The following is an 11,391-nucleotide window of genomic DNA, read 5'->3' as shown; positions in this document are numbered from 1 at the left end:
GTTCAAACAGATAGTCTGTTCGCTTGTGACTGACGACACCAAGCTGGTCAGGCGGTCGCGGTACGCCGTGGCCGCGGTCTTCTGCGTGCACGGCTCGGTGACGGGCTCGTTCGCGACCCGCGTGCCCTGGATCCAGGAACACTCCGGCTTGTCTGCCGGACAGCTCGGCATCGCGCTCGCGTTCCCCGCACTGGGTGCGGCATTGATGATGCCGCTCGCAGCCCGGGTCACCCACCGCTTCGGGACACGGAGCGCCCTGCGCGGTCTGCTGGCGTTGTGGACGCTCTCGCTGATCCTGCCGTCGTTCGCTCCGAACCTGCTGATGCTGTGCGCCGCGCTCTTCGTGTACGGCGGGACGTCGGGCATGGCCGATGTGGCGATGAACGCCCTCGGGGTCGAGGTGGAGCATCGGCTGAACAAATCGATCATGTCCGGCCTGCACGGGATGTGGAGTCTCGGCGCGCTGTTCGGGGCCGCGGTCGGCACTGTCGCGGCGCATACGGAGCTCAGTGCCCAGGTCCATCATGTGGCTGCGGCCATCTTCCTGACGGTGGTCGGGGCTGTGGCGTGTCAGTTCGTGCTGAACATTCATCCGGACGAGGACGAGGAGCCGCCGGCGCGGTTCGCGCTGCCGCCGCGGTCGGCGTTGCTGATCGGTGCGGTCGGGTTCTGCGCGGTGTTCGCGGAGGGCGCGAGCCTGGACTGGTCGGCGGTCTACCTGCGCGACGTCCTCGACAGCACGGCCGGAGTCGCCGCGGGCGCGACGACGGGCTTCGCATTGACGATGGCGATCGCCCGGTTGACCGGTGACGCGGTGGTCGACCGTTTCGGCGCCGTACGGACGGTTCGCTGGAGTGGCGTGATCGCGACGGCGGGCGGCGTACTGGTCGTGGTCGCACCTCACGCGGCCGTCGCGATGCTGGGGTTCGGGCTGATCGGGATCGGGATCGCGGTCGTCGTACCGCTCGCATTCGCCGCGGCCGGCCGGACCGACGCCAACGCGAGTCAGGCGATCGCCGGGGTCGCCACCATCACGTATGCGTCCGGGCTCGTCGCGCCGTCGATCATCGGCGGCATCGCCCAGGCCAGCAACCTGACCGTCTCCTTCATGGTCGTCACCCTCCTGACCGTCGCCCTGGCCGTCTTCGCCCCGGTCCTCCGCACCAAACCCCGCGTCCGCGCCTAGCCTCGCGGACGCGCCTAGCTGAGCAACCGGTCGAGGACCTCCCCCGCTTCCTCATAGCCGGCGTCGCTGATCCGCTGCAGCTCCAGCAGATCCTTGGCGGCAGCCGCACGCCGCGTGAGGTGCTCTCCCGCCCGCTCGTTCCCCTCGTCCAGCAACCCGTTCAGAGCGTCCAGATCAGACCGCTCATCGGCCAGATCGGCGAGCCGGTCCATCGCCTTCTCGTTCCCCTCGTCGGCGAGCGCGCGCAGGGTGTCCCAGTCAGTCATGCGTCGATGATGCGACCTTGCCCCAAGGGCAAGGTCAACAATGGCCCTGTGCTCACGATCGGACAGCTGGCCAAGTACGTCGGGGTGTCGACCAAGACCGTCCGCGTCTACCACGCCAAGGGCCTGCTGCCCGAGCCCGAACGCGACGCCTCCGGCTACCGGCGGTACGGCGCGGAGGCGGTGGTCGACCTGATCCGGATCCGGACCCTCGCCGAGGCAGGTGTTCCGCTGGCAAGGATCCGCAACCTCGGTTCGGGGCAGGAGTTCGCCGCGGCTCTGCAACAGATCGACGACGATCTGACCGACCGGATTCGTGGCCTGCAAGCCACTCAGCAGCGCTTGCGCGAGCTTGCCTCGGGCGACGTACAGCTGCTCCCGGCCGAGGTCGACGTACATCTGCGGGGTCTGGCCGAGCTGGGCTTCAGTGAGCAGTGGGTGGCGATGGAGCGCGATCTGTGGATCATCGTGTTCGCCACCTACCCGGAGACCGGGAACGAGCTCTTCAGGGACCAGGCCGGCGCTCTGGCGGAGCCGGCGCTGCGAGAGCTCTACCTCGACTACGACCGCGCCCGCGAGCTGCAACCCGACGATCCGGTCCTGGTCGAGCTCGCCGGCCGGATCGCGGCGGCCAGCATCGAGCGCTACGGCACGGACCTGCCCGGCCAGGCGATCGACCCCAACCTCCCCCAGCTCCTCCAGAACACGGTCAACGCCTCGTCGCCCGCCTGGCAACGCCTCGACCAGCTGATCCGCCGCCGCCTGGGTTGAGACGCCCGGCCAGAAGCTTGGTACGGCCGATCAACCGGCTGTCACCAAGCTCCTGACCCTGTCTGTCCGAGCGGCTACTTGTCGGTGGCGAAAGCGGCGTCGAAGGCGGCCTCGGGCTTGTCGAAGGCGAGTTTGCGGATGACGTTGACCGCCTCGGCGGCGCCGACCTTGCGCTCCATGCCGGCGTCCTCCCACTCGACCGAGATCGGGCCGTCGTAGCCGATCGCGTTCAGGACCCGGAAGCAGTCCTCCCACTGCACGTCGCCGTGGCCGGTGGAGTAGAAGTCCCAGCCGCGGCGCGGGTCGCCCCACGGCAGGTGCGAACCGAGCCGGCCGTTGCGGCCGCCGCCGACCCGCATCCGGGTGTCCTTGCAGTCGACGTGGTAGATCCGGTCCTTGAAGTCCCACAGGAACGCGACCGGGTCGATGTCCTGCCACACCATGTGCGACGGATCCCAGTTCAGGCCGAACGCCTCACGGTGCCCGATCGCCTCGAGCGTCAGCGTGGTGGTCCAGTAGTCGTACGCGATCTCCGACGGGTGCACCTCGTGCGCGAACCGCACGCCCTCCTCGTCGAAGACGTCGAGGATCGGGTTCCACCGGTCCGCGAAGTCCTTGTAGCCGGCCTCGATCCGCTCGGCCGGCACCGGCGGGAACATCGCGACGTACTGCCAGATCGACGACCCGGTGAAGCCGATGACCGTCTTCACGCCGAGCTTGGCCGCCGCCCGCGCGGTGTTCTTCAGGTCCTCGGCGGCGCGCTGCCGGACGCCTTCGGCATCGCCGTCGCCCCAGATCCGCGACGGCACGATCGCCTGGTGCCGGAAGTCGATCGGGTTGTCGCAGACGGCCTGGCCGACCAGGTGGTTCGAGATCGCGAACACCTGCAGGTTGTACTTGGCCAGGATGTCCTTGCGGCCCTGGACGTACGAGTCGTCGTCGACGGCCTGCTGGACGTCGAAGTGGTCACCCGAGCAGGCGATCTCGACGCCGTCGTACCCGGCCTCGGAGGCGAACTGACAGACCTCCTCGAACGGCAGGTCGGCCCACTGACCGGTGAACAAGGTGATCGGACGTGGCATCTGACTGACTCCTCAGCGATTAAGAGTTCTCGACGGTGGTCCAGGCGCTGTCGTCCGCGGCCGACCTCAGTACGGCGTCGACCAGCCGGGCGGACCGCGCTCCGGCGGCGAAATCGGGCAGACCGTCCGGGCGATCACCCAGTACGGCGGCATAGCTGTCGGCAACGAACGAGTCGAACGCGTCCTGGTACCCCTGCGCATGCCCGGCCGGCAGCCGGTTCACGCGCACCGCGGGCGGACTGAGCGTCTCCGGATCCCGGGTCAGCAGCTGCGACGCTGCACGACGGCCGACCCAGAGGCGATCCGGGTCCTCCTGGTCGAAGCCGAAGCTCGACTCGGTCCCCGAGACCTCCAGGTACAGGCGGTTCTTCCGGCCGGCGGCGACCTGGCTGACGACGATGGTGCCGACCACTCCGGCCTCGGTGCGGAACTGCGCGGTCGCCAGATCCTCCGTGCGCACCTGCACGCCGCCACGCTCGCCGCGGACGGTCCGTAGCTGCGCGCTGATGGCCGCGATCCGGTCACCGGTGACGAACTCGGTCAGGTCACACCAGTGCGACCCGATGTCGGCGAACGTCCGCGACGGACCGCCGGTCTGCTCGTCCACCCGCCAGTTCTGGTCGTCCACACCGGCCAGCCAGTCCTGCAGGTACGACCCGTGCAGGCTGGTGATCACTCCGGCCTCGCCGGCAGCGATCCGGGTCCGGAGCTCGCGGACCATCGGGTGGTAGCGGTAGACGAACGGCACGGCTCCGACACGCTCGGCGTCGACCGCGGCGGCGTGCAGACCGGCCGCGTCCTGCGCCGAGGTCGCCAGCGGCTTCTCGCAGATCACGTGCTTACCGGCCTCGAGCGCCTGCAGCGTCACCGGGAGGTGGGTGTTGTTCGGCGTACAGACGTGGACGACATCGATATCGGCGGCAAGCAGTTCGTCCAGGGTCGCGAAGCCGCGCTCGGCGCCGGTCGCCTCGGCCGCCGCGTCCGCCCGATCGGGGCTGGAACCGATCGCACCGACCACCTGGGCTCCGGCCACCAGGGCCGACCTGCCGTGAACGCGGCCCATGAAGCCACCGCCGACGATCCCGACCCGGAGCTTGCGCGCACTGGTGGACACGTCGAAGGACGCTATGTGACACTTTTGAACCCTGTCAAGCAAAAGTCCATCGGTCCGACGACGGAAGTGCTGCGATGAGCGATCTGGGTACGGCGGGCACCGGTGCCGTGCTGCGGTTGCTCCTGGACGGGCAGCCCCGGACCCGCGCCGAACTCATCGACCTCAGCGGCCTGGCCCGGTCCACGGTGACCGGCCGGATCGAGGAGTTGCTCGCGGCCGGACTCGTCGTACCGTCCGGTGAGGCAGCGTCGACCGGTGGCCGGCCGCCGGCGCGCTTCCGGTTCAACCCGGCCGCGCGGCTGATCCTGGCCGCGGACGTCGGCGCGATGCATCTGTCCGTCGCCCTGACCGACCTCACCGGCGAGATCCTCGATCGGTCGACCACACCGCTCAATATCGCCGAAGGCCCTGAGGTGGTCCTGACCGCGATCGCGCAGACCGGGCGTTCGCTGCTGAAGGCCGCGCGGCGTTCGGTCAAGGACCTTGCCGGCACCGGAGTCGGACTGCCCGGCCCGGTCGAGCACAGCACCGGTCGTCCGAACCATCCGCCGATCATGCCGGGCTGGGACTCCTACGACGTGGTCGGCCGACTCGAACACGAGCTGAAGGCGCCGGTTCTGGTCGACAACGACGTGAACATCATGGCCCTCGGCGAACACGCGACCGAGTACGCCGACGTGGAGCACCTCCTGTTCGTCAAGGTCGCCACCGGCATCGGCGCCGGCGTGATCAGCGGCGGCCGCTTGCATCGTGGCGCACAGGGCGCGGCCGGCGACATCGGCCACGTCCGGGCACCAGGTCGCTCCGAGCTGTGCCGCTGTGGCAACACCGGCTGCCTGGAGGCGGTCGCGTCGGCCGCGGCCATCGCCGCCCAACTGAAGGTCGGTGGCAGTCACGACATCGTCGACCTCGTCCGCGCCGGCAACACCGCCGCAACCGCAGCGGTCCGCCAGGCGGGCCGTGAGATCGGCTCCGTCCTCGCCGCGGCCGTCAGCCTGCTCAACCCGTCGGTGATCGTCATCGGCGGCTCACTGTCCCAGGCCGGCGACAGTCTGCTGGCCGGCATCCGCGAAGCGATCTACGCCAGATCGTTGCCCCTGGCCACCACCGACCTGCACGTGGTCACCAGCCGGTCAGGTCAAGATGCCGCGCTGCGCGGCGCCGCGACCCTCGTCCTTCAGCACCAGCTGACGGCCCAGTGATCCACCACGGCGAGGATCCGGTCGAGGAGCGGTCCGCCCCGCGCCCGCCCGAACCCGTGGCGCCTGCCGTGGAAGGCGGCCTGCACGACCTGCAGGTGTGCCCATCTCCGGACGCGCTCGCGATCGAGTTCTGCCGATTCGGCGAAGACGTCGAGCTCGTGCAGCAGCGCCTTCATCAGGTCGTCGGACTCCATCAGGGCCAAGGCACGCGGCTTGAGCAAGGTCGCGCCGTCGTACGCCGGATCTCCGACGTACCCCTTGGGATCGACGGCCAGCCACGGTTCGCGATTCCCACGCAGGATGTTGCGGCCGTGGAAATCGCCGTGCACGACGAGCTCCGGCTGTTGCCGGCCCAGTTCGTCGATGACCGCCAGCGCGGAGTCCACGACTGCGACGGGCAGTGCACCCGGGAAGTCCGCGGCATCCTGGCGCAGCTCGGCGGCCCAGCCGTCGGCCTGATCGGCAAGCCGCGGTAGCCCGGAGGGCGCCGGGATGGACAGGCGGCGACTGAGCTGTCCCGACACGGACGCAATCTCGTCGCCGTCGGCGAGCTGGCCCAGGGTCGAGGACTTCGCACGCTCGAGCAGCATCGCGAAGGAAGCGTCATCGCGCTCGTACAGCAGGACCGCGCCACGGCCGCCCCACGCCGCGTACGCGTCCGGTTCGTGCACGTTGCCCGGGTGCGGGAACGACACCTTGAGCACGGCAGGTCCAGACGCGTGAAGGACCGGAACGATCACGCCGACCTGGCCGTGCGTCACCTCGCCGTCCCGAACGCAGTCCCACCGCGCCATCAGGTCGTCCACGAGTGCGGGGAGTTCGGCCAGCCAGGCTGCCCCCGCCTCACCCTCGCGGTCGACCGTGGCCTGGGCGAAGGCGGAAGGGATCATCCCCACCGCTCCGACTTGGCCGAGCGGGACACGAGGCTGAACAGCATGTCCTTGGGCGTCATCTCGCCGGCGACGACCTTGGTGACGTGTTCGGCGATCGGCATCTCGACGTCGTGGTGGTGAGCCAGGTCGCTGATCGACGAACAGGACTTCACACCCTCGGCGACCTGGCGAGTGGCGCCGGCGATCTCGGCCACGGTCATGCCCTTGCCGAGCTTCTCGCCGAAGGTCCGGTTCCGCGACAGCGGCGACGAGCAGGTCGCGACCAGGTCACCCAGGCCGGCCAGCCCGGAGAACGTGTGCTCCTGCGCGCCGAGCGCCGTACCCAGGCGGGCTGTCTCGACCAGGCCGCGGGTGATGACCGAGGCCCTGGCGTTGTCGCCGAAGCCGAGGCCGACCGCCATTCCGACGGCCAGGGCGATCACGTTCTTGGTCGCGCCACCGAGCTCGCAGCCGATCACGTCGTTGTTCGTGTACGGGCGGAACGTCGGCGAATGGCACAGCTTCTGCAGCCGTGTCGCGGTTCCCTCGTCCGCGCACGCGACCACCGACGCGGCCGGTTGTCCTTCGGCGATCTCCCGCGCCAGGTTGGGCCCCGACACCACAGCGATCCGCTCCGGTCCGGCGCCGGTGATCTCCGCGATCACCTCGCTCATCCGCTTGGTCGTACCGACCTCGACGCCCTTCATCAGGCTGACCAGGGGTACGGCGTTCGGCAGGACGTCGGCCCACTCCTTCAGGTTCTCACGCAACGACTGACTCGGGACCGCCAGTACGACGGCCTCCGCACCGTCGGCAGCCGCGGCCGGATCGTGGGTCGCGGTGATCGTGTCCGGGAGTCGCAACCCGGGCAGGTAGTCGGTGTTCTCGTGCTGGGTGTTGATCACTTCGCACAGGGACTCACGCCGGCCCCAGATGGACACCTGGTTCCCCGCGTTCGCCAGCACCGTGGCGAACGCCGTACCCCAGGATCCGGCTCCGAACACCGCCACTTTCGTCATGCCGTCTCCTCACCATCGTCGGCTGCACGGGCCTTGCGCAGGTCGTAGAGCTCCTTCGGCGGGGTCTCGCCGCGCAACTCGCCCAGCGTGGCGGCGACCTCGGCCATGATCACCTCGGTTGCCTCGTGCAACAGCGAGTTGGTGATCGGCTTGCCCTGGAACGCGCTCAGGTCGACCGGCTTGCCGGCCCGCACTCGCAGCGTCTTGCGCGGCAGCAGCCGGATCCGCACGGTGCGGCCGGTGTAGGACTTGATGACCTCCTGGGCGCCCCAGTTGGCGATCGGGACCACCGGGCAGCCGGTCATCAAGGCGATCCGGGCAGCGCCGGTCTTGCCGGTCATCGGCCACATCTCGGGGTCGCGGGTGATCGTGCCCTCCGGGTAGACGCCGACGCACTCGCCCCGCTCGACCGCGGCGACCGCATCCCGGAACGCGTCCGCGGCCTGGGTGGAGTCCCGGTAGACCGGGATCTGGCCGGCACTGGTGATGATCCGGCCGAGCACCGGCAGCTTGAACAGAGACGCCTTGCCCAGGAACCGCGGGATCCGGCGGCACTCCCAGATGAAGTACCCGAGCACGACCGGGTCGAAATGCGAGATGTGATTCGGCACGTAGACCACACCGCCGGAGCGGGGCATGTTCTCCCGCCCGGTGAACGTGCACTTGGTGAACACCAGCATGAACGGCTTCACGATCACGACGATCAGGCCGAACCAGAAGCCCCGGGGTGGCCGGGGATCTTTCCGCTGCCCGTCCACTGCTGCCTCCTGCTGCTCGTGCCTGCCATCCGTCATGGGAGAATCCTGCCTGATGGCAGACCTACAGGTCGCTCCCTGGACCCTGGTGATCCCGGTGAAGCGTACGGCGATCGCAAAGAGCCGGCTCGCTGCCGCCTACCCGCAGCACCGTCCGGAGCTCGCGCGCGCCTTCGCTGTCGACACTACTGCGGCCATCTTGTCCTCTGCCCTGGTCCGTGCCGCCCTGGTCGTCACCGACGACCCGGTGGTGGCCAGGGACGTCACCGCCGTCGGCGCGCGGGTCGTGCCGGATCTCCCGGCCGCGGGGCTGAACGAGGCGCTCCTGCACGGCGCCGGTGTTGCCGCCGCGGAATTCCCGGGGCACGGGGTCGTTGCCCTCTCCGCGGATCTGCCCGCGTTGCGACCCGCCGAGCTGACCGCCGTACTGGCTGCCTGTGTGGCACCGCGATCATTCGTCATCGACCTTCCCGGCACCGGTACGACGCTCCTCGCGGCACAGCCCGGGGTCGCGCTGGATCCGCGGTTCGGTGTGGGTTCCGCACTAGCCCACCAAGCATCCGGGGCGATTCCGATCGAGTTGACCGGCATCGAGTCGGTACGCCGCGACGTCGACACGGCAGCCGATCTGGCCCACGCCGTACAACTGGGAGTCGGTGAAGCGACCGCGGACGTGATGTCACTCGTACTCGGCGCCGCCACCGGGACCGAGGGTCTAGCCTGCTGAAATGCAAGCAACAGTGAGCCGCTACGACACCGAGACGTTCTCCGGCGCGGTGCTGACCGACACCGGGATCGAGCTGCCCTTCACCGTGCACGCCGTCGCGGACACTCCGGTCCGCCACCTCCGCGTCGGTCAGCGGGTCCGGATCGAGACCACCGGCTCCGGGGCGGATCTCAGCGTGACCAGGGTCGATTTCGGCACCGTGCTGTAAAAGGTTGCCGCAGGCACCCGCACACGGCACTGCGCACACGGCACCGTGCACACGGCACTGTGCACACGGCACTGTGCACACGGCGAAGGCCGGTCGCCCCTGGAGTGGGGTGACCGGCCTTCGCTGTAGTGCGTACTGCGGTGCTGCAGTGCTGAAGGTCAGCGAGACGATGCGCGCTTCGCCGGAGCCTTCTTGGCGGGGGCCTTCTTGGCCGGCGCCTTCTTGGCAACGGTCGCCTTCTTCGCCGGAGCCTTCTTGGCGACGGCCTTGGCCGGGGCCTTCTTGGCAACGGTCTTGGCCGGCGCCTTCTTGGCAACCGTCTTGGTGGCCGTCGCCCTCTTGGCGGCGGTCTTGGTCGCCGCGGCCTTGGCCGGAGCGGCCTTCTTCGCCGGGGCGGCCGCCTTGGTGGCGGTCGCGGCCGGCTTCGGCACGACGAGCTTCGGCAGCTTCTTCGCACCGGAGACAACGGCCTTCAGCTCCGCACCCGCGCGGAACTTCGGAACCACGGTCTTCTTGGCACGCTTGGTCTCGCCGGTCCGCGGGTTGCGCACGATGCGCGCGCCACGCTCGATGGCCTCGAAGGCACCGAACCCGGTGATGGCGACCTTGCCACCCTTCTTGGTCAGCTCGCGCTCCACGGTGTCGATCACCGATTCCAGTGCGTGCTGGGCTTGGCGGCGGTTTCCGTCGAAGTGCACTGCGAGCGCTTCGACCAACTGGCTCTTGTTCACTGCTTCCCTCCGTGAACACTAGGCGTCGAGCACAGCGCTCGATCTCACGTGAACGTTATGGACTCCAGTGCCAGTTCACAAACACCAACGCGGCAATTCGGCTTGTTTTGGGCGATTCGTGCCACAATTTGGCCCGATCCGGCCCTTCAGGGCCTTCAGAATCCCTGCTGAGCAACGATCCGATGCCCTGCGTGACCGGGTGGAAGCCGGGCTCACAACCAGCCGCGGCGCTTGAAGATCTGGTGCAGACCCCCACAGACCAACGCCATCAGGCCGATCGCGAACGGGTATCCGAACTGCCAGTGCAGCTCGGGCATGCTGTCGAAGTTCATCCCGTAGACAGTGCCGATCAGGGTCGGTGCGAACAGGATCGCCGCCCACGCGGAGATCCGCTTCACCTCTTCGTTCTGCTCGCTGCTGGCGATCGCGAGGCTCTTCATCTCCTCGTTCTGCTGCTGGGCCACCAGGGTCGCGTTCACCGTCAGGATGTCGCGCAGCAGTTCGCGGAAGCCGTCGACCTTCTCCACCACCTCGGTGACGTGGTCGGCCACATCGCGCAGCGAACGCTGCAGTTCCTCGTCGATGCCGTACTTCTCGAATCCGCCGCGCAACGCCTCGAGAATCGCGACCAACGGCCGGGTCGCGCGCTGGAACTCGATCACCTCACGGGACAGTTCGTAGATGCGCCGCGACACCTTCGGGTCGCCGCGGAACACCTCGGTCTCGATCTCGTCGATGTCGTTCTCCAGGCCGGCGACCACCGGCGCGTACCCGTCGACGACCTTGTCCATGATCGCGTAGAGCACCGCCTCGGTGCCGCGGTCCAGCAACTCGGGGTCGCGTTCGACCCGGCGCCGTACCGCGGCCAGGTTGGGCGCCTCGGCATGCCGGACCGTCACCACGAAGTCCGGGCCGACGAACACGTGCACCTCGCCGAACTCGACCTCCTCGGTCGCGTCCCGGTAGCGGGCGGCCTTCAGTACGACGAACAACGTGTCGCCGTAGCGCTCCAGCTTCGGCCGCTGATGGGCCTGGATGGCGTCCTCGATGGCCAACTCGTGCAGGTCGAACTCCTGGGCCAGCGACGCGAGTTCGCGCCGGTCCGGCCGGTACAGGCCGATCCAGGCCAGGCTCTTGGGCGCCTTGTGCAGCACGCGATAGGTCTCGGCCAGCGAACCCGGCGACGCGACCCGGCGGCCGTCGCAGTAGATCGCACTGTCGACGACGCTGTGTCCCTTGGGCTTCGGCAGCTCGCGCGGCCTCTCGGCCGGCTCGACGACAGGAGCAGCGGCATGCTTGCGGGCGGTAGTGCGAAGTGACGGGGTGCGGCCGAAGGCGCGCAGCGTGCGCAGGCGCAGGTCGGACATGAGTCCTCCAGGTGCGGTGAGGCAAGTGAGTGATGGGCACGCGTCTGCCCGACCCCCACGGCACTCAAGCCGCAACTACCAGAGGATTCCGCCT

At 68.9% G+C, this 11,391-nt stretch carries 13 protein-coding genes; 5 read left to right on the top strand and 8 right to left on the bottom strand.

Going from position 1 to position 11,391, the window contains the following annotated elements; genetic code table 11:
* Positions 1 to 25 precede the first annotated feature (25 nt).
* On the top strand, positions 26 to 1,186 hold the full coding sequence (locus tag OG817_RS06395) for an MFS transporter (protein WP_406052780.1): 1,161 nt from the start codon (positions 26 to 28) through the stop codon (positions 1,184 to 1,186).
* 14 nt (positions 1,187 to 1,200) lie between these two features.
* Here the strand turns inward: OG817_RS06395 and OG817_RS06390 are convergent, their stop codons facing one another.
* The gene (locus tag OG817_RS06390; RefSeq protein ID WP_393396903.1) at positions 1,201 to 1,452 is read right to left on the bottom strand and encodes a hypothetical protein; all 252 of its coding nucleotides are present in this window, start codon (positions 1,450 to 1,452) and stop codon (positions 1,201 to 1,203) included.
* A gap of 48 nt (positions 1,453 to 1,500) precedes the next feature.
* Between OG817_RS06390 and OG817_RS06385 the strand changes: the two genes are divergently transcribed.
* On the top strand, positions 1,501 to 2,220 hold the full coding sequence (locus OG817_RS06385) for a MerR family transcriptional regulator (protein ID WP_406052778.1): 720 nt from the start codon (positions 1,501 to 1,503) through the stop codon (positions 2,218 to 2,220).
* 74 nt (positions 2,221 to 2,294) lie between these two features.
* On the opposite strand, the gene OG817_RS06380 is transcribed toward OG817_RS06385, so the two are convergent.
* Entirely contained in the window at positions 2,295 to 3,302 is a 1,008-nt protein-coding gene (locus OG817_RS06380) for a sugar phosphate isomerase/epimerase family protein (protein ID WP_406052776.1), read from the bottom strand.
* A 19-nt stretch (positions 3,303 to 3,321) separates the two neighbouring features.
* Positions 3,322 to 4,416: a Gfo/Idh/MocA family protein gene (locus OG817_RS06375; RefSeq protein ID WP_406052775.1), complete on the bottom strand. Its 1,095-nt coding sequence runs from the start codon at positions 4,414 to 4,416 to the stop codon at positions 3,322 to 3,324.
* Positions 4,417 to 4,490: 74 nt separating this feature from the next.
* Here OG817_RS06375 and OG817_RS06370 point away from each other — a divergent pair, with 74 nt between their 5' ends.
* Complete coding sequence (locus OG817_RS06370) at positions 4,491 to 5,618, top strand: ROK family protein (RefSeq protein ID WP_406052774.1); 1,128 nt, start codon at positions 4,491 to 4,493, stop codon at positions 5,616 to 5,618.
* On the opposite strand, the gene OG817_RS06365 is transcribed toward OG817_RS06370, so the two are convergent.
* Genes OG817_RS06365 through OG817_RS06355 form a run of 3 tightly spaced genes read right to left on the bottom strand, consistent with a single transcriptional unit; the run spans position 5,594 to position 8,303 of the window.
* Positions 5,594 to 6,508, bottom strand: coding sequence for an aminoglycoside phosphotransferase family protein (locus OG817_RS06365; protein ID WP_406052772.1), 915 nt, complete (start codon positions 6,506 to 6,508; stop codon positions 5,594 to 5,596). The genes OG817_RS06370 and OG817_RS06365 overlap by 25 nt on opposite strands.
* On the bottom strand, positions 6,505 to 7,509 hold the full coding sequence (locus OG817_RS06360; protein WP_406052771.1) for an NAD(P)H-dependent glycerol-3-phosphate dehydrogenase: 1,005 nt from the start codon (positions 7,507 to 7,509) through the stop codon (positions 6,505 to 6,507). The genes OG817_RS06365 and OG817_RS06360 overlap by 4 nt, the downstream gene beginning before the upstream one ends.
* The gene (locus OG817_RS06355) at positions 7,506 to 8,303 is read right to left on the bottom strand and encodes a lysophospholipid acyltransferase family protein (RefSeq protein ID WP_396394012.1); all 798 of its coding nucleotides are present in this window, start codon (positions 8,301 to 8,303) and stop codon (positions 7,506 to 7,508) included. Before OG817_RS06355 ends, OG817_RS06360 begins: the two co-directional genes overlap by 4 nt.
* 16 nt (positions 8,304 to 8,319) lie before the next feature.
* Here OG817_RS06355 and cofC point away from each other — a divergent pair, with 16 nt between their 5' ends.
* Together cofC and OG817_RS06345 are read left to right on the top strand one after the other, a co-directional pair.
* Positions 8,320 to 8,991, top strand: coding sequence for a 2-phospho-L-lactate guanylyltransferase (gene cofC, locus OG817_RS06350; protein WP_406052769.1), 672 nt, complete (start codon positions 8,320 to 8,322; stop codon positions 8,989 to 8,991).
* A 1-nt stretch (position 8,992) separates the two neighbouring features.
* Complete coding sequence (locus OG817_RS06345; RefSeq protein ID WP_131355325.1) at positions 8,993 to 9,199, top strand: hypothetical protein; 207 nt, start codon at positions 8,993 to 8,995, stop codon at positions 9,197 to 9,199.
* A gap of 158 nt (positions 9,200 to 9,357) precedes the next feature.
* Here OG817_RS06345 and OG817_RS06340 read toward each other — a convergent pair whose 3' ends face one another.
* On the bottom strand, positions 9,358 to 9,930 hold the full coding sequence (locus OG817_RS06340) for an HU family DNA-binding protein (protein ID WP_396394009.1): 573 nt from the start codon (positions 9,928 to 9,930) through the stop codon (positions 9,358 to 9,360).
* 212 nt (positions 9,931 to 10,142) lie between these two features.
* Positions 10,143 to 11,297 (bottom strand): magnesium/cobalt transporter CorA, encoded by a 1,155-nt coding sequence (gene corA, locus OG817_RS06335; protein ID WP_360451918.1) that lies wholly within the window; start codon positions 11,295 to 11,297, stop codon positions 10,143 to 10,145.
* Positions 11,298 to 11,391: the final 94 nt, after the last annotated feature.

It is taken from the genome of Kribbella sp. NBC_00889 (genome assembly GCF_045207705.1).
GTDB lineage: Bacteria > Actinomycetota > Actinomycetes > Propionibacteriales > Kribbellaceae > Kribbella.
This window is presented reverse-complemented; position numbering and strand designations above follow the sequence as displayed.